The organism is Microlunatus sagamiharensis (assembly GCF_900105785.1).
Taxonomy (GTDB): Bacteria; Actinomycetota; Actinomycetes; order Propionibacteriales; family Propionibacteriaceae; genus Microlunatus; species Microlunatus sagamiharensis.
The window spans coordinates 995,493-1,014,857 of the sequence record NZ_LT629799.1 but is presented as its reverse complement, the minus strand read 5'-3'; the positions used below and the strand labels follow the sequence as shown (position 1 = coordinate 1,014,857).

The 19,365-nt window shown below is 74.1% G+C and carries 17 protein-coding genes and 1 tRNA gene; 8 read left to right on the top strand and 10 right to left on the bottom strand.

Annotation, left to right across the window (positions count from 1 at the left end; translation table 11 throughout):
* Positions 1-147 precede the first annotated feature (147 nt).
* The 5 genes from BLU42_RS04610 to BLU42_RS04590 are packed head-to-tail and all read right to left on the bottom strand — an operon-like array spanning position 148 to position 4,041.
* Entirely contained in the window at positions 148-975 is an 828-nt protein-coding gene (locus BLU42_RS04610) for an SCO1664 family protein (protein ID WP_231918440.1), read from the bottom strand.
* Positions 976-1,009: 34 nt separating this feature from the next.
* Complete coding sequence (locus BLU42_RS04605; protein WP_091073456.1) at positions 1,010-1,615, bottom strand: DUF3090 domain-containing protein; 606 nt, start codon at positions 1,613-1,615, stop codon at positions 1,010-1,012.
* 42 nt (positions 1,616-1,657) lie between these two features.
* Positions 1,658-2,428, bottom strand: a complete 771-nt coding sequence (locus tag BLU42_RS04600) for a histidine phosphatase family protein (protein ID WP_091073455.1) — start codon at positions 2,426-2,428, stop codon at positions 1,658-1,660.
* Positions 2,429-2,437: 9 nt separating this feature from the next.
* A complete protein-coding gene (locus tag BLU42_RS04595; protein ID WP_231918439.1) occupies positions 2,438-2,983 on the bottom strand; it encodes a flavin reductase in 546 nt (181 codons plus the stop codon).
* Positions 2,980-4,041, bottom strand: coding sequence for an LLM class F420-dependent oxidoreductase (locus BLU42_RS04590; RefSeq protein WP_091079371.1), 1,062 nt, complete (start codon positions 4,039-4,041; stop codon positions 2,980-2,982). Before BLU42_RS04590 ends, BLU42_RS04595 begins: the two co-directional genes overlap by 4 nt.
* A 59-nt stretch (positions 4,042-4,100) precedes the next feature.
* On the opposite strand from BLU42_RS04590, the gene BLU42_RS04585 reads away from it, so the two are divergent.
* Positions 4,101-5,069 (top strand): aldo/keto reductase, encoded by a 969-nt coding sequence (locus tag BLU42_RS04585; RefSeq protein ID WP_091073454.1) that lies wholly within the window; start codon positions 4,101-4,103, stop codon positions 5,067-5,069.
* Between the two features lie 253 nt (positions 5,070-5,322).
* Here BLU42_RS04585 and BLU42_RS04580 read toward each other — a convergent pair whose 3' ends face one another.
* Both BLU42_RS04580 and BLU42_RS04575 read right to left on the bottom strand, forming a co-directional pair.
* Positions 5,323-5,535 (bottom strand): DUF5703 family protein, encoded by a 213-nt coding sequence (locus BLU42_RS04580; RefSeq protein ID WP_091073453.1) that lies wholly within the window; start codon positions 5,533-5,535, stop codon positions 5,323-5,325.
* 56 nt (positions 5,536-5,591) lie between these two features.
* Positions 5,592-6,950, bottom strand: a complete 1,359-nt coding sequence (locus BLU42_RS04575) for a M20/M25/M40 family metallo-hydrolase (RefSeq protein WP_091073452.1) — start codon at positions 6,948-6,950, stop codon at positions 5,592-5,594.
* A gap of 117 nt (positions 6,951-7,067) precedes the next feature.
* On the opposite strand from BLU42_RS04575, the gene BLU42_RS04570 reads away from it, so the two are divergent.
* Both BLU42_RS04570 and BLU42_RS04565 read left to right on the top strand, forming a co-directional pair.
* Positions 7,068-8,372, top strand: a complete 1,305-nt coding sequence (locus BLU42_RS04570; protein ID WP_197680614.1) for an MFS transporter — start codon at positions 7,068-7,070, stop codon at positions 8,370-8,372.
* A gap of 139 nt (positions 8,373-8,511) precedes the next feature.
* Positions 8,512-8,597, top strand: a tRNA-Leu gene (locus tag BLU42_RS04565).
* Between the two features lie 95 nt (positions 8,598-8,692).
* Here BLU42_RS04565 and BLU42_RS04560 read toward each other — a convergent pair.
* Positions 8,693-9,856, bottom strand: a complete 1,164-nt coding sequence (locus BLU42_RS04560) for a mandelate racemase/muconate lactonizing enzyme family protein (protein WP_091079368.1) — start codon at positions 9,854-9,856, stop codon at positions 8,693-8,695.
* Complete coding sequence (locus BLU42_RS04555; RefSeq protein ID WP_091073450.1) at positions 9,853-10,632, bottom strand: RraA family protein; 780 nt, start codon at positions 10,630-10,632, stop codon at positions 9,853-9,855. Before BLU42_RS04555 ends, BLU42_RS04560 begins: the two co-directional genes overlap by 4 nt.
* A 426-nt stretch (positions 10,633-11,058) precedes the next feature.
* On the opposite strand from BLU42_RS04555, the gene BLU42_RS04550 reads away from it, so the two are divergent.
* The 4 genes from BLU42_RS04550 to BLU42_RS04535 all read left to right on the top strand — a co-directional run bounded on the left by BLU42_RS04550 (position 11,059) and on the right by BLU42_RS04535 (position 16,766).
* On the top strand, positions 11,059-12,657 hold the full coding sequence (locus tag BLU42_RS04550) for an ABC transporter substrate-binding protein (protein WP_091073449.1): 1,599 nt from the start codon (positions 11,059-11,061) through the stop codon (positions 12,655-12,657).
* Between the two features lie 94 nt (positions 12,658-12,751).
* Complete coding sequence (locus BLU42_RS04545; protein WP_091073448.1) at positions 12,752-13,774, top strand: ABC transporter permease; 1,023 nt, start codon at positions 12,752-12,754, stop codon at positions 13,772-13,774.
* Positions 13,771-15,780, top strand: coding sequence for a dipeptide/oligopeptide/nickel ABC transporter permease/ATP-binding protein (locus tag BLU42_RS04540; protein WP_091073447.1), 2,010 nt, complete (start codon positions 13,771-13,773; stop codon positions 15,778-15,780). The genes BLU42_RS04545 and BLU42_RS04540 overlap by 4 nt, the downstream gene beginning before the upstream one ends.
* Positions 15,777-16,766 carry an ABC transporter ATP-binding protein gene (locus tag BLU42_RS04535; RefSeq protein ID WP_231918438.1) on the top strand — a complete coding sequence of 330 codons (990 nt, stop codon included), beginning with the start codon at positions 15,777-15,779 and terminating at the stop codon, positions 16,764-16,766. The genes BLU42_RS04540 and BLU42_RS04535 overlap by 4 nt, the downstream gene beginning before the upstream one ends.
* Here the strand turns inward: BLU42_RS04535 and BLU42_RS04530 are convergent.
* Positions 16,763-17,863, bottom strand: coding sequence for a LacI family DNA-binding transcriptional regulator (locus BLU42_RS04530; RefSeq protein WP_091073446.1), 1,101 nt, complete (start codon positions 17,861-17,863; stop codon positions 16,763-16,765). The genes BLU42_RS04535 and BLU42_RS04530 overlap by 4 nt on opposite strands.
* Positions 17,864-18,075: 212 nt before the next feature.
* On the opposite strand from BLU42_RS04530, the gene BLU42_RS04525 reads away from it, so the two are divergent.
* On the top strand, positions 18,076-19,350 hold the full coding sequence (locus BLU42_RS04525) for an MFS transporter (RefSeq protein ID WP_172825750.1): 1,275 nt from the start codon (positions 18,076-18,078) through the stop codon (positions 19,348-19,350).
* The last annotated feature ends 15 nt before the right edge of the window (positions 19,351-19,365 follow it).

The following is a 19,365-nucleotide window of genomic DNA, read 5'->3' as shown; positions in this document are numbered from 1 at the left end:
CGGCCGCCGGAGCTACGGGCGGGTTCGCCGCGGGCACCTGAGTCCCTGGCGGTGAAGCACGACCGAGGCGACGACCGCAAAGCGCTGCTTCACCGCCAGGGAGTCAGGTGCCCGCGATCAGCGAACCCGCCCAGAGCGACAAACAACTCAGAACGGCGGCCACGGGATCGACGGCCACTGGCCGCGCGGCGGCCGGGGCAGGTGGCCCCGGTCGAGCAGCCGGTCGGCGCGCCGGGCGAACACGTCGACCTCCTCGTCGTCGAGCAGGCCGACCAGCACTGCGGGCGCCTCGTCGCGGGCGCGCCGGACGAGCTCGCGCTCGGTCTCGGTCAGCTCGGTGCCGCCCCAGCCCCAGAGGAGGGTGCGCAGCTTGTTCTCGACGTTGAAGGTGACGCCGTGGTCGATGCCGAAGAGGTGTCCCTCGCTGGAGAGGATGTGCCCGCCCTTGCGGTCGGCGTTGTTGACCAGCACGTCGAACACGGCCAGGCGCCGCAGCGCCGGGTCGTCGGCGTGGATGACCGCGACCGCCGAGTCGTCGGCGTCGAGCCCCTCGACGCAGCGGAACCAGCCGTGCTTGGGGACCTTGCGGCTCGGCACGAGGTCGACCAGGCGGGCGACCGCGTCCTCCTCGGAGTCGACCCACACCTGCAGCGAACCCGGACCCAGCGGCCCGTCGATGAAGACGGTGACGGGGACGCAGTCGAAGCCGGCCGCCCGCGAGACCTCGAAGGCGGCGACCTCACGCCGGCCGAGCGTGTCGGTCGGGAAGTCCCACAGCGGCCGCTCGCCCTGCGTCGGCTTGTAGACGCAGGTGACGTCGAGGGCGTCGGTGCGCAGCTGGCCGACGAAGGTGGCGTTCGAGGCGGACAGCAGCCGCCCGGTCAGCTCGAGCTCCTCGCGGCTGAGCCGGCCGCTGCGCAGCGGCGTCGTCAGCGCGGGGTGCGGGGTGCCCTCGGCGGGCACGACGGCGTTCACGGCGTGGCCGGTCGCGTGGTCGTGGTGCGCCCGCTCAGGAGAAGAGGGCGCGGCGGTAGCCGTTGGCGCGCGGGCAGATGTGGCCGGTCGGTTCGATCGGCTGCAGGCAGAACGGGCACGGTGGCCGCCCGGCGGCGACGAGGGCCTGGGCGCGCGTCACGAACTCGCGCGCGTACGAGGCGGTGATCTTGACGACGAAGACCTCGTCGGCCTCGACCTCGTCCTCCAGGTCGGCGCCCGTGCCCGCGCTCGCGCCGGCCTCGGGCTCGTCGCCCTCGTCGGCGTCGCGGTCGACGTTGGAGAAGAGCTCGATGACGATGCGGTCGATGCTCGGGTCCCAGGCGATCGTCATGGTGCCGACGCGGAACTCCTCCGAGATCGGCGCGTCGAGCGGGTCGACGTCCTTGGCCCGGCCGGTCCCCACGGAGGTGCCGCTGCCGGCGACGCCGCGGCGCACGACCTCGTCGAGGACGCGGTCGAGGTGCTCGGCGAGCACGGAGACCTGCTGCTTCTCGCAGGCGACGCTGGTGATGCGGTTGCCCTCGCGGGCCTGGAGGAAGAAGGTGCGTTCGCCCGGCTGGCCGACGGTGCCGGCGACGAACCGGTCCGGCGCGTCGTAGCGGTGCACGAGAATCGCCATACTCTCCAGCCTAGGTCAGGCGGCCGACAGCCCCGGCGCTGATCAGGCGGGCGTCGCCGCGCTCGTCGGGTCGGGCGTCGGGGACGCCGCAGGCTGCTCCGACGCCGCATCGCCCGCGGCACCGAGCCCTCCACCCACCGCGGCGTCCTCGCTGCGGGGCGCGTCCTTCTTCGGCGGGCTCAGCAGGGCCACCAGGTCGACGTCGGTCGAGTTGCTCGTGACCACGTACGGGCGGGTGGCGGTGTAGCGGATGATCGACAGCGAGGCGGGGTCGACCATGATCCGCTGGAAGCTGTCGAGGTGCAGGCCGAGCGCGTCGGCCAGGATCGCCTTGATCGGGTCGCCGTGCGACACGAGCGCCCAGACCGCGTCGTCGCCGTGCTCGGCGGCGATCTGGGCGTCGCGGCGCCGGACCGCCTGCACGGCTCGGGCCGACATCTCGCTCATCGACTCCCCGCCCGGGAAGCGGACGTGCGAGGGGTGGGTCTGGACCGTCTTCCAGAGGTCCTCCTTGGCGAGGTCCTTGAGCGCCTTCCCGGTCCAGTCGCCGTAGCCGCACTCGGTCACCCCGTCCTCGAGGGCGAGGCCGAGGCCGTCCTCGCGGGCGTCCAGCAGCGCCTGGCTGGTCTGCCGGCAGCGCTCGAGCGGCGAGCTGACCACCGCGACGAGAGGGACCTTGGCGAGCCGGCCGGCGAGGGCCGAGACCTGCTTCTCCCCCGTCTCGTCGAGCCGGACGCCCTCGGAGCGGCCGGCGAGGATGCCGGCGGTGTTGGCGGAGGTGCGCCCGTGGCGGACGAGGAGGACGGTGGTCACCGCCTCAGGCTAGTTCTGCGGCGCGGTAGCGCCCGTGGGCGTGGACGAGCAGCCCTCCGTCCGGCGGGTCGGGCAGCTCGACGTGCTCGACCGTGCCCCGCACGAGCAGCCCCCACCCCGCGTGGTCGACCCTGCCCGGGCGGAGCCGTACGCCGGCCCAGCCCGCGGAGCCGTCCAGCACGGGGCCCCAGTCCGAGTCCGTCCACGTGCCCAGCCGGAAGACCCCGCCGGGCGCGGGGCGAGCCCGGCGAACGCGTCGGCCAGCGCGCGCTGCTCCCAGCCCAGCAGCGTCACCACGAGGGTCGCCCCCGGCTGGGCCGCGCCGTCGCCCGTGGTCAGGAGCGTGGCGAGGTCGCTGTCCTCGTCGAGCAGGCCGACCACCTCGCCGGGGTCGCCGTCGGCGAGCAGGAAGGACGAGACCGTCCAACCGGCCCGGTCGCGCCCGGTGCCGGCCGTCCAGAGGCTCACCGGCGACGTCGTGCGGCCGCGGAGCCGGCGCAGCGGGTCCCGGTCCCCCACCGGCGTGGCGAAGGGGTGCTCGCTGTGGATGGTCACGGCCCCAGTGTCGCTCCCTGCACCTGCTCCAGCGCCTCGGCGGCGGTGGTGAGCGCGGCGAGCCGGTCGTCGAGGGTGCGGCCGTGGGGGGCGAGCGCGCAGGTCGTGACCCCGGCGTCGCGGAGCCGGGCGAGCCCGGCGGCGACGCGGTCGCGGTCGCCGAGCAGCGAGGTCCGCTCGAGGAGCGCGTAGGGCACGGCGGCGGCGGCGTCGCGCTGGCGCCCGGCGAGGTAGAGGTCCTGGACCTCGGCGGCCGCCTCGCCGAACCCCGTCCGCACGGCCAGGGAGAAGTAGAAGTTCTGCTCGCGGCTGCCCATCCCGCCGACGTAGAGCGCGGCGTACGCCCGCACCGGCTCGGCGCACGCCTCCGGGTCCGCGCCGACCGACAGCGGCACGGTGGGCACGACGTCGAAGCCGTCGAGGTCGAGCCCGACGCGGACGCGCCCCTCACGCAGCCGGTCGAGCTGGTCGCCGGCGGTCTGCGGGTCGAAGAAGACGGCCAGCCAGCCGTCGGCGACCTCCCCAGCGAGGGCGAGGTTCTTCGGGCCCACGGCGGCGAGGTAGAGCGGGACGTGCTCGCGGACCGGCTGGAAGGACAGCCGCAGCGCCTTGCCGGGTCCGTCGGGCAGCGGGAGCGGGAAGTGGCGCCCGCCGTGGCGCACGGTCTCGCGGGCCAGCGCGGCACGGACGACCTCGACGTAGGCGCGGGTGCGGGCGAGCGGCTCGGCGAACCGCACGCCGTGCCAGCCCTCGGAGACCTGCGGCCCCGAGACCCCCAGCCCGAGCCGGAAGCGCCCGCCGCTCAGCAGGTCGATGGTCGCCGCGGTCATCGCCGTCATCGCCGGCGACCGCCCGGGGACCTGCATGACCGCCGAGCCGACGTCGATGGTCGAGGTCTGCCCCGCGAGCCAGGCGAGCACGCTCGGGCTGTCCGACCCGTACGCCTCCGCGGCCCACACCGCGGCGAAGCCGAGTCGCTCGGCGTGCCGGACGAGCGCGAGGGTCTCGGCCGGGTCGGGGCGCCCGGTGAGGTAGCCGAGGTTGAGAGCGAGCCGCACGCCCCGACGGTACGGGCGCCGCGTCCCGGTGTCCCCGCGCCCCACTAGGGTCTGGCGTCGTGGAGCAGCGGCGCGTCGGGGACAGCGGTCTCGTCGTCTCCCGGCTCGGGCTGGGGACGCTGACCTGGGGCCGCGACACCGGCGAGGACGCCGCCCGCGGGCTGCTCGAGACGTTCGTCGAGGCCGGCGGGACGCTGATCGACACCGCGGCCGCGTACGGGGCCGGCGACGCGGAGCGCCTGGTCGGCCGGCTCGTCGAGCAGGTGGCCGGCCGCGACGACGTGGTCATCGCCAGCAAGGCCGGGTTCGTCGTGCGTCGGGGCGAGCGCGTCGTCGACACCTCGCGGCGGGCGCTGCTGCGCGACCTCGACGCCTCCCTGGCCCGGCTCGGGACCGACCACCTCGACCTGTGGCAGGTCCACGCCTGGGGCGAGGCGCCGCTGGAGGAGTCGCTCAGCGCTATCGACCACGCCGTGGCCAGCGGGCGGGTCCGCTACGCCGGGGTGTCGAACTTCGTCGGCTGGCAGACGGCCCAGGCCGCGACCTGGCAGCGGGCGGACCCCGCGCGGACCGCGCTGGCCAGCGCGCAGGTCGAGTACTCGCTGCTGGCCCGCCGGGCCGAGGTCGAGGTGCTGCCGGCCCTGCACGCCTTCGGGATGGGCTGCTTCCCCTGGTCGCCGCTCGGGCGCGGGGTGCTGACCGGGCAGTACCGCACCGGCGTACCCCGCGGGTCGCGCGCGGCGACGGAGCACTTCGCCTGGTTCGTCGAGCCCTACCTGGAGCCGCGCAGCCGCGGGGTCGTCGAGGCCGTCTGCAAGGCGGCCGACGGGCTCGACCTGACGCCGCTGCAGGTCGCGCTGCTCTGGGTCCGCGACGCGCCGGGGGTGACCGCTCCCCTGCTCGGCGCGCGGACCGCGGGTCAGCTCGCGCCCGCGCTCGCGACCGAGGAGCTGACACTGCCACCCGAGATCGCCTCGGCGCTCGACGACGTCTCGGGCGGGCCGAACGCCCTGCGGGCGCACGGCTGACCGGTTCCCGGAGGGACGCCGACCTCTTCGAGGCCCTTCGACAGGCTCAGGGAGCGTCCCTCGGCCCCGTCGACAGGCTCAGGAAGCGTTCTCAAGGCCGGTCGGTGAGGCGAGAGACGCTCCCTGAGCTTGTCGAAGGGCCCCGAAGCGGTTGGCGTCTTCCCTGCCCTCGACCCCGACCTCTTCGAGGCCCCCTCCGACAAGCTCAGGGACCGTGCTCAGCCCCCTCGCCCGGATCAGGGAGCGTCCGACGTCAGACGGTCAGGCGGGCGCGGATGATCTTGCGGCGGACCCAGACGTCGCGGGTGCCGTCGCGGTAGCGCCGCAGGCGGGTGAGCTCCCACCCACCGTGCTCGCAGCGCTCGCTGAGCAGCTGGCGGACCGCACCGCGCGACAGGTCGCGGGACAGGCGGACCTTCTGGACCTCGTAGTCGACCGACCTGACGTCGTCGTAGCTCGTGATCATCGAGATCGAGGGTAATCCGCCACCCCAGCCCGTGACGGCGATCGACCCCGCCTGTCTCAGGCGGCGTCGAGGAAGCGGTCGAGGACCCGCGCGCCGAACTCCAGCGACTCGGTCGGCACGCGCTCGTCGACGCCGTGGAACATGCCCACGAAGTCGAGGTCGGCGGGCAGCCGCAGCGGCGCGAAGCCGAAGCAGCGCACCCCGAGGGCGTCCCAGCACTTGGCGTCGGTGCCGCCGCTCATCAGGAAGGGCACGGCCTTCGCCGCCGGGTCCTCCGCCGACAGGCAGGCCTGCATCGCCTCGACCAGCGCCCCGGAGAACTCGGTCTCCACGGCGGGCTGCACGTTCTCGATCTCGTAGCGGACCTTGTCGCCGAGCAGCTCGGTGATCGTGTCGAAGAACTCCTCGCGCCCGCCGGGCACGAAGCGGCCGTCGACCGAGGCCGTGGCGCGGCCGGGGATCACGTTGTGCTTGTAGCCGGCCTTCAGCATGGTCGGGTTGGCCGTGTTGCCCATGGTCGCGCCGACCATCCGCGCGATGCTGCCGAGCTTGGCCAGCGTGGGCTCGACGTCGTGGGGGTCGAGCTCGACCTGCAGCGCCTCGGAGACGGCCTCGAGGAAGGCCTGCTGGGAGTCGGTGATGCGGTTGGGCCACGCGTAGGTGCCGATGCGCCCGACCGCCGCGGCCAGCTCGGTCACCGCGTTGTCGTCGTTGCGGAACGAGCCGTGCCCGGCGCGGCCGTCGGCGATGAGGTTCAGCCAGGCCAGGCCCTTCTCGGCCGTCTGCACCAGGTAGAGGCGCAGGTCGTCGCGGACGGTGAGCGAGAAGCCGCCGACCTCGCCGATCGCCTCCGTGCAGCCCTCGACCACCTCAGGGTGCTTGTCGACGAGGAAGCGGCCGCCGAGCCCGCTGCCGGCCTCCTCGTCGGCGGTGAAGACCAGCCGGATCGGCCGGCGCGGCGCGCGGCCGGTGCGGACCCGGTCGCGCACGACGCTGAGCACCATCGCATCGAAGTCCTTCATGTCGACCGCGCCGCGGCCCCACACGCAGCCGTCCTTCACCTCGCCGGAGAAGGGGTCGACGCTCCAGTCGTCGGCGTTGGCCGGCACCACGTCGAGGTGGCCGTGCACGAGCAGCGGCGGCAGGCTCTCGTCGGTCCCCTCCGGCGACCAGTGCGCGACGAGGGACGTACGCCGCGGCGCCGCCTCGTACAGCTCGCTCTCGATCCCGACCTCGTCGAGCCAGCCCGCCACCCGCTCGGCGGCGTCGCGCTCCCCCGGGCCGGGCTCGGACCCGAAGTTCGTCGTGTCGATGCGGATCAGGTCGCGGCACAGCTCCACGACCTCGCCGTCGGGGCGCCCGGCGGGAGCGTCGCCGGAGTCGGTCTGCGGACGGTCGGTGCTGGAGGAGGTCACCGCCTCATTGTGTCCACCCCTGTCGTGAGGGGGGGGCGACCCCCCACACCCCCCGCGGGATTCCACTCGGTGGCGCTCCCAGAATCGAACAGCGCCGCGAGGGCGAGAATGAGGCACGTGGACTTCCCCCGGCGTGCCTGGCTCGTCTGGGGCGTGGGGGTCCTCGCGTACGCGGTCGCGGTCCTCCAGCGCAGCTCGCTCGGGGTCGCCGCGACGTACGCCACCGAACGCTTCGGCATCGGCGCGTCGGCGTTCTCCACCTTCGTCGTGCTCCAGCTGGTCATGTACGCGGCCATGCAGGTGCCCGTCGGCGTGCTCGTCGACCGCTACGGCCCCCGCGTGCTGGTGACCATCGGCGCGCTGGTGATGGCCGGCGGCCAGGTGCTGATGGCGACCAGCACCGAGACCTCCGGCGCGGTCGTGGCCCGCATGCTCGTCGGCACCGGCGACGCGATGACCTTCGTCAGCGTGCTGCGGCTGGTGCCGTCCTGGTTCCCGGCCCGCCGTGTGCCCGTCCTCACGCAGGTGACGGGCCTGCTCGGCCAGCTGGGCCAGGTCGCGAGCACCATCCCGCTCGTCCTGGTGCTGGGGGCGTACGGCTGGACCCCGGCCTACCTCGGCGCGGCCGGCGTGGGTGTCGTGGTCGCGGTCGCGGTCGTCCTCACGGTGCGCGACTCGCCGCTCGGGCGCAGCGCGGTCCCGCCGGTCTCCTTCCGCGAGGCGGCGACGCAGCTGCGGCTGTCCTTTGCGGAGCCGGGCACCCGGCTGGGGCTGTGGTCGCACTTCACGTCGCAGTTCTCCCAGATGGTCTTCGTGCTGCTCTGGGGCTTCCCGTTCCTCACCGTCGGGCTCGGCTACAGCCCGGCGCTGGCCGGGACGCTGCTCACGATGATGGTGCTGTCCGGGCTCGTGGTCGCGCCGGTCCTCGGGCAGCTGACCGCGGCGTACCCGTTCCGTCGCTCCAACCTCGTCCTGACCGTCAGCATCGCCACCGTCGTGGCCTGGACCGTCGTCCTGCTGTGGCCCGGCGCCGCCCCGCTGCCGGTGGTCGTCCTGCTGCTGCTCGTGCTCTCGGCCAACGGGCCCGCCTCCGCCGTGGGCTTCGACTTCGCCCGGTCGTTCAACCCCACGCCGCGCCTCGGCGTGGCCTCGGGCATCGTCAACGTGGGCGGGTTCACCGCGTCGCTGCTCACCATCCTCGTGGTGGGGCTGGTGCTCGACCTGCGCTCGCCGTCCGGGGCGTACGACCTCGGCGACTTCAAGCTCGCCTTCTGCTTCCAGTACCTGCCGTGGGCGTTCGGCTTCTGGAGCCTCGTCCGCAGCCGTCGGCTCACCCGCGCCGGGCTGGCCGCGCAGGGGTCGGTGATCGACCCGCTCCCCCGGGCCATCGCCCGGCACTGGCACGACCGCGGCCAGCGCTGATCCACGGGCCGCACGCCCTGCGCATGCCTCCCGACGGGGAGTGACCGGGCTCTCGCGCCCAGGAGGTGGATCGGGTTCGAAGTCACGGGCGAGTTCCGGCTATAGTCATCCACCGGCCCGGGAACGGGTCGAACCACTCGTCCGGGTGGCGGAATAGGTAGACGCGCTAGCTTGAGGTGCTAGTTCCCTTTACGGGGAATGGGGGTTCAAGTCCCCCCTCGGACACAGGTGAAGGATCCGCCCCAAGGGCGGGGCGCACGAGACGACGAAGGCCCGCCGGCAGCTGCCGACGGGCCTTTCGCGTACGCGGGGTCCCCCCCTCAGTCGGTGCCGCCGAACCCGTCGACGGCGTGGGCGCGCAGGTGGTCCAGGTCGAAGGCCACGCCCAGCCCCGGCGCGGTCGGCAGCGGCAGCCGGCCGTCGACCGCGGCCAGCGGCTCCTCGAGCAGCTCGTTGTAGACCGCGAGGTCGAAGCTGCTCGACTCGATGCGGTAGAAGTTCGGCGTCGTGGCCATGACGTGCGCCCCGGCGAGGAGGTTCACCGGACCGGCCGCGTCGTGCGGCGAGACCGGCACGTAGTGGGCCTCGGCCAGCGTGGCGATCTTCTTGAGCTCGCTGATCCCGCCGGTCCAGGTCACGTCGGGCATCACGAAGTCGGCGAGCTCCTGCTCGAGGACGGTGACGAAGTCCCAGCGGGTGTGCAGCCGCTCGCCCACCGACAGCGGCACCTCGGTCCGCTCCCGCACCTGGCGCAGCGCGTGCTGGCTCTCCGGCGGCACCGGCTCCTCGAACCAGTGCAGGTCGACCGCCTCGTGGAGGTGGTTGGCGAGCCGGATGGCGGTCGGGACGTCGAAGCGGCCGTGGGCGTCGACGAGCAGCTCGACGTCGGGACCGGCCGCCTCCCGGATCTGGCGCGACAGCTCGATCGCCCGGTTCTCGTCGCGCCGCGACAGGCGGCCGTCGAGGTAGCGGTCGTTCGCCTCGGGCACGTCCTCGGCGTGCGGGAACGGGTCGAACTTGATCGCGGTGTAGCCCGCGCCGACGATGCGGCCGATCTCCTCGGCCACGCCCTCGGGCGTGCCGAACCGGCTCTGGTCGGGGTGGGTGTAGAGCAGCAGGTCACGCCGTACGGGTCCGCCGAGCAGCTCGGCGACCGGCAGCCCGAGCACCTTGCCGCGGACGTCCCAGAGCGCGATGTCGACCGCGCTCGCGACCAGGCAGGCCGCCCCCCGGCTCCCGGCGTAGGTGAAGGCGCGGAACAGCTTGTGCCAGACCAGCTCGATCGCGGCGGGGTCCTCCCCCACCACGAGCTCCTCGACCTCGCGGACCATCCGCGCGACCGACCGGTTGGCCGTGCGCGTGGTGCTCGTGACCTCGCCCCAGCCGGTGACGCCCTCGTCGGTGCGGACCTCGACGAAGAGGAACTCGCCCCAGAAGGACGCCGCGGACGAGACGAGCCAGGGCACCACGGCCGTGACCTTCACCGCGAGCCCCCCGCGGCGGTCGCGGTGGAGGCGCCGGATTCGTCGGCCTGCGCCGCGCGCCACGCCTCGTACTCGGGGCGGGCGGCCTCCGACAGCGGGTAGTACAGGCGCAGGTCACCGCCCTGGGAGAGCCGCAGCCGCGAGAAGTCCTCCCACTCCGCGTGCTGGCTCGCCTCCTCGAGCAAGCGCGGCGCGAGCGCGATCGGCACGACCACCGCGCCGTCGTCGTCGGCCACGATGATGTCGCCGGGCACCACGACCGTGCCGCCGCAGGCCACGGGGACGTTCACCGCGTGCGGGAAGATGTCGGTCTGGGAGTGGAAGTTCGGGGTGGTGCCGTTCAGCCACAGGCCGACCCCGAGGTCCTTGGCCTCGCCGAAGTCCCGGATGCACCCGTCGACGACGACGCCGACGCCGCCGCGACCGGCGAAGTAGGTCAGCATCATCTCCCCGAAGACGCCGCTGGCCATGTCGCCGCGGGCGTCGACGACGATCACGTCGCCGGGCTGGGTGTGGTACATGACGTGGCGGTGCAGCTGCTTCTCCGGCTCGGCGTACTCGTCGACCTGGTAGAGGTCCTCGCGCTTGGGCAGGAACTGCAGCGTGAGCGCCGGGCCGGCGATGCGCGCCCCGGGCGTCCGGGCCACCGGGCCGCGGATGTGCGCGCTGCGCACCCCGAGCTTGTTCAGCTCGCTGCTGGCGGTGGCGCTGCCGATCGCCTCCAGCCCGCGCACCACCGCGGGGTCGGGGCGTTGGATGTCGGAGGTCTCGACCATGAGGGGCTCTCTCCTGCGGGTGCGCCCGGCGCGCCGTGCGCGACGGGAGGGACGGGCGGGTCCGGCAGCACGTCGTGAGTTTCGAGGAGTTTCGAGGCTCGAGGACAGCCGGCCCTTCGCGGAACCGTGGACCGCCCCGCAGGGCGGGAGGACGGTTTCGTGTCGTCACCGTACGCGTGTTCGCGCTCGCTGTCAGCACCAGCACGCCGATCCGCCGCGGCTGTCGAAACCGGTTTCGGAAACGCGCCACGCGACCCTTGACGGTCGACCAAGGCTGAACGTACGGTGCACGCAACGTCGAAAGAGAAGCCGTTCTTTCGGAGCACGTGCCCTCTCCGACGCCTCTTGCCCCGGCCGTCCGTCCTCCGACGCGGCGCCCGCGAGCAACGCCTCCCAAGCGAACGTTCCTGAAGCAAAGGTGCATTCATGAAGCGCACGACGCTGCCCGCGGTGGCCGCAGCCTCACTCCTGACCCTCCTCGCGGCCTGCGGCGGAGGGGGTGACGCCGGCGGGACCACGAGCCAGGGTGCGCCGCAGGTCGACGGCACGTTCACGATGAACCTCGGCAGCGACCCGGGCAGCGTGAACCCCTACAAGAGCACCGGCGGCTTCAACCGCCAGGTGTACGCCTTCGCCTACGACACGCTGGTCGGGCGCGGCGCGGACGGCAAGCCGGTCCCCCAGCTCGCCACCAGCTGGGAGGTCAAGGGCGACTCGGTCACCTACACCCTCGGCCAGGCCGCGACCTGCGACGACGGCCAGAAGCTCAAGCCGAGCGACATCGAGGCCGACTTCAACTACATCAAGGACCCGAAGACGCTCTCGCCCTGGGTGGCGCTGTCGGTGCCGGTCGCGTACACGGTCTCCTCCGACGACGCGGCCGGGACGTTCACGATCACCTCGAAGAAGCCCTTCGGCTCGCTGCTGCAGGGCGCGGGCGCCGTGCCGATCGTGTGCCCCGCGGGGCTCAAGGACCCCGACTCCATCGAGCACGCCTCGGCGGGCACCGGACCGTTCAAGATCACCAACTACGTCTCCGGCGACCACTACGACTTCGAGCGCCGCGACGGCTACACCTGGGGTCCGGCCGGCGCCGCGACGAGCACGCCCGGCGTGCCGAAGAAGGTCACCATCGCCTTCGTCGCCAACGAGTCGACCATGGCCAACCAGCTCGTCTCCGGCCAGATCAACGCCGCGCAGATCACCGGTCCCGACCGGGCGCGGCTGGACAAGACGCCCGGCGTGCAGCGCTTCGACGTCCCGGTGATCGTCGGCGAGATCAACTTCAACGAGGCCGCCGGCCGGCTCTTCAACGACGAGCAGCTGCGCCAGGCCGCGGCCTCCGCGGTCAACCGCGACGACCTCGCCCCGGTCAGCACCGCCAACCAGGGCACGCTGGCGACCAACCTCATCGCCGAGGCCCCCGTGGCCTGCCCCGGTGACGAGACGACCGGCGCGCTGCCGACCTTCGACGTCGCCAAGGCGAACTCGGTCCTCGACGCCGCGGGCTGGACGAAGGGCGCCGACGGCACCCGGACCAAGGACGGCAAGCCGCTCACGGTCAAGGTCATCTACCAGACCGGCGCTCCGCAGACCGCCTCCGCGGTGGAGCTGCTGGGCCAGCAGCTCAAGGCCGCCGGCATCGGCAGCGACCTCGTCGGCCTCACCAACGCCGCCTTCCTCGAGTCGCTCTACACCACCGCGGACTTCGACATCTTCTACAGCGCGATCAACGTCGAGTTCCCCTACATGGCGACCACCTTCTTCGGCGGGGCGACCCCGGCCGACGGCGGGCGCAACTCCGGCGACATCCGCAACCCGCAGTTCGAGGAGCTGTCGGCCCAGGCGGCCGCCGCGCCGGCCGAGGAGGCCTGCCCGCTGTGGACCAAGGCCCACCAGGAGCTGTTCAAGCGGGCCGACGTGATCCCCGTGTCGAACGGCGACCGGCCCTTCTACACCTCCAAGGCGACCCTGCAGACCGTCGGCCTGTTCGCGGTGCCGACGAGCATCCGGCTGAGCCAGTAGCGACCGCGCCGGCCGTGCGCCGCGTCGACCCGACGCGGCGCACGGCCGGGCTGACTACCAGAGCCGGACGTCGGACGAGAGGACGGGGACGCCGATGAGCGCCACCACGCTGGAACCGGCCGGGCCGCTGCCCGCGCCTGCCGCCGACCGGGCGGCGAGGAGGACGGGCCACCCCTGGCTGCGCTTCGTCGCGAGCCGGCTGCTGCGGCTCGTCGTGTCGCTGCTGGTGCTGGTCACCGCGACGTTCGTCATGGTGCACCTGATCCCGGGCGACCCGGTCCAGGCCGCGCTCGGCGAGCAGGCGACGCCGCAGCTGGTCGAGCTGCGGCGCCACGAGCTCGGCCTCGACCAGCCGCTCCCCCTGCAGTACGTGCACTACCTGCGCGGGGTCGTCACCGGCGACCTGGGGAGCTCGATCGTCACCGAGGCGCCCGTCGCCGACCTGCTGGGCACCCGCTTCCCGAACACGCTGCGGCTGGCGCTGCCCGCGTTCGTGCTCGTCATCCTCATCGCGCTGCCGGTCGGGCTGCTGACGGCCGTGCGCACGCGGGGCGGCCGGGGCCGCGTCACCCGCGGGGTCTTCGTCAACGTCACCGGCTTCTTCAACTCCGTGCCGGACTACGTCATGGCCACGGTGCTCAGCGTGATCTTCGTCGTGGGCCTCAAGCTCTTCCCCGCGGCGGGGCTGTCGGGACCGCGGTCGTACGTGCTCCCGGTCGCGGCGCTCGTGGTGGGGCCCGCGGCCTCGCTCTCGCGCATCGTGCGCGTCGAGGCGCTCAAGGTGCTCGACACCGAGTACGTCCGCGCGGCCAAGTCGCGGCGCCTGCCGCGCCGGCTGCTCTACCTGCGCCACGTGCTGCCGAACATGATGACCGCGTCGCTCACCTTCGGCGCCATGATCCTGTCCGGGCTCGTGGCCGGGACCGTGCTCGTCGAGAACGTCTTCGGCTGGCCCGGCGTCGGGACCGTCATCTCCCAGGCGGTGGTCCAGAAGGACTTCCCGCTCGTGCAGGGCGTCCTGCTCGTCCTCGGTGCCGCCGTCCTGCTGCTCAACATGCTCGTGGACGTGATGCTGGGCGTCCTCGACCCGCGCTCGCGGATCGGGGGCCTCGAGTGAGCACCACCGTCGCCACGGTCGTCCCGACCCGGTCCACCGCCCGACGGCGGCGCGTCCGGCTGCCCGGCGGCGTCGCGCTCGCCCTGCTGCTCGTCTTCGTCTTCCTCAGCGTCGCCGGCCCGTGGATCTGGGGCCACGCCGCGGGCGACACCAACGTCGTCGACGCCAACCAGGCGGCGAGCGCCGAGCACTGGCTCGGCACCGACGACCTCGGCCGCGACCTGTTCGCGCGCACGCTGTACGCGACCCGCAGCTCGCTCGTCCTCGCCGTGCTGGCCACCGTGGTCGGCGGCGTGGTCGGCGTCGCCCTCGGCCTGCTGTCCGGCGCGTCGCACCGGCTGGGCAAGGTCCTCGGCGCCGTGATCAACCTGCTGATGGCCTTCCCGGCGCTGCTGCTGTCGATCTTCTTCGCGGTGCTCTTCGGCATCGGCTCGGTCGGCTCCGTGCTCGCGGTCGGGGCGTCCTTCGCCCCCGGCTTCGCGCGCATCACCCAGACGCTCACCGCGTCGGCGGTCAGCCGCGACTACGTCGAGGCAGCCCGGGTCCTCGGCAAGGGCCCGGTCACCGTGGTCCTGCGCCACGTGCTGCCGAACATCGCCGAGCCGGTCATCCTCTACACGACCATCCACATCGGCACGGCGATCCTCGCCCTCTCCGGGCTGAGCTTCCTCGGCCTCGGCGTGCAGCCGCCCGCGTACGACTGGGGACGCCTGCTCAGCGACGGCCTGACCCGCGTCTACATCACCCCCACGGCGGCGGTCGGCCCGGCGGTGGCCATCGTGCTGGCCGGGCTGACGTTCAACATGGCGGGCGAGCACCTCGCCGACCTCGTCGGCGGCCGGCGCACGGCGCCGCGCACCGCCGTCGCCGCCGAGGCGCAGCGGCCCTCGACCGGCGACGACGTCGATCCGTCCGCGAATGCCGACGCCGCCGGTCCCGCCGTCGCCGCCGTGGCGCCGGAGACGGACGCCGCCGGGGAGGCCCTGCTCGAGGTGCGCCACCTCCGGGTCGTCTACCCGGGACCCGACGGTGGCGTCGTCACGCCGGTGCGCGACGTGTCGTTCAGCATCGCGCCGGGTGAGACCGTCGGCATCGTCGGCGAGTCCGGCTCGGGCAAGAGCATGGCGACCTCCGCGGTCGCCCAGCTCGTCGAGGCGCCCGGCGCGGTGCACGCGGAGGTGCTCCGCTTCGACGACGTCGACCTGACCAGGCGCACCGCCGAGGACGAGCGGGTCCTCGGCCGCTCGATGGCGATGATCTTCCAGGACCCGGGCGAGGCGCTGAACCCGGCGGTGAAGGTGGGCACCCACCTGGTCGAGCCGGCGGTCGTGCACCTGCACCAGGACAAGGCGCTGGCCCGGCGCCGCGCGTTGGACGCCCTGAGGGCAGTCGCGGTGAACGACCCGGAGCGGCGCTTTGACCAGCACCAGCACGAGCTGTCGGGCGGCACCAAGCAGCGCGTCTGCATCGCCATCGGCCTGATGGGCGAGCCCCGGCTGCTGGTCGCCGACGAGCCGACGACGGCGCTCGACGTGACCGTGCAGCGCCAGATCCTGCGGCTGGTCGCCGAGGTGCGGGCCGACACGGGCGCGAGCGTGCTCTTCATCTCCCACGACATCGCGGTCGTGTCCGAGATCAGCGACCGGATCCTCGTCATGTACGCGGGATTCGTCGTCGAGGAGGCGACGACCGACGAGCTGCTGGCGCGGCCGGCGCACCCGTACACCGGGCTGCTGCTCGCCGCGAGCCCCGACATGGACGCCGACCGTACGCAGCCGCTCCCCATGCTCGACGGCCGGATGCCCGGTCCGGGGGTGGACCTGCCCGGGTGCTACTTCGCCGAGCGCTGCCCGCGGGCCGAGCAGGACTGCCGTGACGCCCGGCCGCCGCTGCTGCAGATCGGGGCACCCGGCCACCGGGCCGCCTGCTGGCACCCGCTGGCCGACGGGTCCTCCACCACATACCCCGGGGCCGCGGGCCTCGTCGACGAGAGGGCGGCTTCGTGACCCCCGCGCTGTCCGTGCAGGACCTCACCGTGCGCTACGGCCCGGTCACCGCCGTCCGCTCCGTCTCCTTCGACCTCCGCCCCGGCTCCGTGCTGGGCCTGGTCGGCGAGTCGGGCTCGGGCAAGAGCACGACCGCGCGGGCCGTGGTCGGGCTGGCGCCCTTCAGCGGGACCATCCGCGTCGGGGACGCCGACGCGTCCTCGCCGCGGAGCCGGGCCGCGCGGGACGCCCGCCGCCGGGTGCAGATGGTCTTCCAGGACTCGCGCAGCTCGCTCGACCCGCGCTTCACTGTGGGCCAGTGCGTCGCCGAGGGGCTGCCGGCCGGCGAGCGTAGAGACGCGGGCCGACGGATCCGGGAGCTGCTCGACCTGGTGAGCCTCGACGAGGGCCTGGTGCGCAGCCGGCCCGGGCAGCTGTCGGGCGGCCAGCGTCAGCGGGTGGCCATCGCCCGCGCCCTCGCGGCCCGTCCGGACGTGCTCGTCGCGGACGAGGTCACCGCGTCCCTCGACGTGTCGGTGCAGGCCGTGGTGCTGAACCTGCTGCGCCGGCTCCAGGCCGACCTCGGGCTGTCCATGCTCTTCATCAGCCACAACCTCGCCGTCGTGCGCTACATGTGCGACGACGTGGCCGTCATGTTCAACGGCCGGATCGTCGAGCAGGGCGGCGTGGACGACATCCTCGGCCGCGCGCAGCACCCGTACACCCGCTCGCTGCTCGCCGCGGTGCCGGAGGTCGGCCAGCACCGGCTGCTGTCCGACACCGCGATCGAGGCGTCGGCCGCGTCCAGCCCCGCCCCCGGGCCCGGCTGCGACTACCGGCTGCGCTGCCCGGTCGGCCCGGCGGTCGAGCCCGGGCGCGAGGTGTGCGCCACGACCGACCCCGCGCTCGGCGCCGAGGGCCGGGTCCACCTCGCGGTCTGCCACTTCGCGCGCGAGCGCCGCGACGAACCCGCCGCCGCGGTGGGCGCGGGCGGTTCCGCCGGCTAGGTGCCGGCGGCGCGCGCCGGCGCCGTGCTCCCCCGGACCACGAGCGTGGTCGGCAGCTCGACGCGCCCGCGCAGCGGGAGGCCCTCGCCCTCGGCCGGCCCGAGGAGCGACCGGGTCGCGATCGCGGCGAGCTCGCGGATGGGCTGCTGCACCGTGGTCAGCGGCGGCAGCACCCACTGCGACATCGGCACGTCGTCGAAGCCGACGACGCTCAGGTCCTCGGGCACCCGCAGCCCGCGGGCCTGCGCCGTCGCGTACACGCCGAGCGCCTGCTCGTCGTTGGCCGCGAAGACCGCGGTCGGCGGGTCGGCGAGGGAGAGCAGCACCTCGCTCGCCGCCCGCGCGGACGCGTGGTGGAAGTCGCCCTCGCGGACCAGCTCCGGGACCACCGGCAGCCCCGCCCGCTCCAGGGCGGCGCGGTAGCCCGCCAGGCGCGCCTGGCTCGAGAGGTAGCGCATCGGGCCGGTGATCGTCGCGACGCGGCGGTGGCCGAGGTCGAGGAGGTGCTGGGTGGCGGCGAGCCCGCCGCCGAAGTTGCCGGAGCCCATGGCCGGCAGCGTCGACTCGAAGTCACCCACCGGGTCCATGAGCACGACCGGCAGGCCCAGCCGGCGCACGGCGGCCTGCTCGTCGGGCGACAGGCTGGACACGGCGAGGACGAGCCCGAGCGAGCCCCGCTCGGCCAGGTCGTCCAGCCAGCGCCGGCGCGCCCGCGGTGCGGGGTCGAGCGCGCTCACCACGACCGAGGCGCGCACCGCGCGGGCCGCCACCTCCGCGCCCCGGATGACCTCGGTGGCCCAGGGGGAGCCGGGGTCGTTGAAGACGAGGTCGACGAGCCCGCCGCGCGCCGGACGGTCGGCCCGGGCCTTGTTCCGGGTCCGCGTGGACGGCACGTAGCCGCGCTCGGCCAGCAGCGCGTTCACCCGCGCCCGGGTCTCCGCCGCCACGTCCGGACGGCGGTTGAGCACCTTGGAGACCGTCGCGATGGAGACGCCGGCGTCCCGGGCGATGTCGGCGACCGTGACCCGGGTGGGCGAGCCGGCCGGGCCCTGACCGTCGAGCGCCACGAGCACCCCCTCCTTGGACGACGGCGTCATCCTGGCACGGCACGCGCCACGGGCGAAACTCCTCGAAACTCGCGGTCGGGAGGTTCGGCGCTCGCGCCCCGTCGGCCGCCCGGGCGCCGGCCGATAGAGTGATGACCGACCCCGAACCCAGGCCGACCGGCTCGGACCGGTCACGGGTCGGTGCGGCGTCGCGCGGGACCGGGCACGCTGCCCGGACCGCCCTCGACCTTCTCTGGAGAACCGTGCGCACGCCCGTGGCCCCGCAGCCCGCCGCCGAGGTCCGGCTGGGCACCGGGCTCAAGGCCTACGGGCGGCTGCTGCGCCACGGTCCGGCCGCCGGGCCCTTCCTCTTCGCCACGCTCGCCCGTCTGACGCTGTCGATGATCCCGCTCGGGATCCTGATCCTCGTCGAGGCCGAGCGCCACACGTACGCCCTCGCCGGGCTGGTCAGCGGCGCGTACGCGGTCGGCGCCGCGCTCGGCACGCCGCTGTGGGGCCGGCTCATGGACCGCCTCGGGCAGCTGCGGGTGCTGCTGCCCACCAGCCTCGCCAGCGCCGGGCTGCTCGTCGCGCTCACCCTCGCCACGACGCGCGGCGCCGGTGAGCACGTCCTCATGCTGCTCGCGGCCGGGGTCGGGCTCGCCTACCCGGCGATCGGGCCGGCGCTGCGCTCGAGCTTTCGCATCGCGCTGCCCGACGCCGGGTCACGCCGGGTCGCCTTCGCGCTCGACGGGGTGTCGGTCGAGCTGACCTTCGTGCTCGGGCCGCTGTTCCTGTCGAGCCTGCTGCTGCCCGGCATCGGGCCGCTCCCGCTCCTGGTCACCGCCGGCCTGCTCGTGGCCGGCGGGGTCGGCTACTGCCTGACCGGGGTGGCCCGCCGGGCGGACGCGCGGACGCAGCGGCTCGCGGCCGGCCACGACCCCGACACGGACCAGGCAGGTCCGCGGACCGCCCTGACCGCCGCCGGCGTCCCCGCCGTGCTGCTGGTGATGCTCGTCCTCAGCATCGGCTTCGGCCAGCTCGACACCTCGATGGCCGCGACCGCCGACCTCGCGCTCGGCAGCACCGACCGCGTCGGCATCCTCTTCGCCGCGATCGCCGGCGGCAGCACCATCGGCGGGCTCGCGTACGGCGCCCGCCACTGGGGGGTCAGCGAGCGACGTGCGGTGCCGGCGCTGCTCGCCCTCTTCGGGGTCCTGCTCACCACCCTCGCGCTGCTGCTGTCCTCGGGGGTGACGACGCTGGTGGTGCTGCTGCCGGTGCTCTTCCTCACCGGCCTCACCATCGCCCCCACCCTGATCATGCAGCAGGCCCTGCTCGACCAGCTCGTACCGCCGGGACGGCTCAACGAGGCCCAGGCCTTCCTGTCCGCCTCGAACACGACCGGCGCGGCCCTCGGCACCGCCGTGGCCGGGGTGGTCATCGACGCCGCCGGCCCCGCCTGGTCCTACGGGGGGGCCGCGATCGGGATGCTGGCCGCCGCGGTCGTCGCGCTCGTTGGCCACCGTCGGCGCTGAGGCCGGCCCGCGACG

What these genes read in the sequence shown, in the direction of transcription:
- BLU42_RS04605 (WP_091073456.1), bottom strand. Translation starts at nt 1,615, where the DNA reads ATGGCGATTCTCGTGCACCGCTACGACGCGCCGGACCGGTTCGTCGCC.
- BLU42_RS04580 (WP_091073453.1), bottom strand. Translation starts at nt 5,535, where the DNA reads ATGATCACGAGCTACGACGACGTCAGGTCGGTCGACTACGAGGTCCAG.
- BLU42_RS04555 (WP_091073450.1), bottom strand. Translation starts at nt 10,632, where the DNA reads ATGGTCGAGACCTCCGACATCCAACGCCCCGACCCCGCGGTGGTGCGC.
- BLU42_RS04550 (WP_091073449.1), top strand. Translation starts at nt 11,059, where the DNA reads ATGAAGCGCACGACGCTGCCCGCGGTGGCCGCAGCCTCACTCCTGACC.
- BLU42_RS04545 (WP_091073448.1), top strand. Translation starts at nt 12,752, where the DNA reads ATGAGCGCCACCACGCTGGAACCGGCCGGGCCGCTGCCCGCGCCTGCC.
- BLU42_RS04530 (WP_091073446.1), bottom strand. Translation starts at nt 17,863, where the DNA reads ATGACGCCGTCGTCCAAGGAGGGGGTGCTCGTGGCGCTCGACGGTCAG.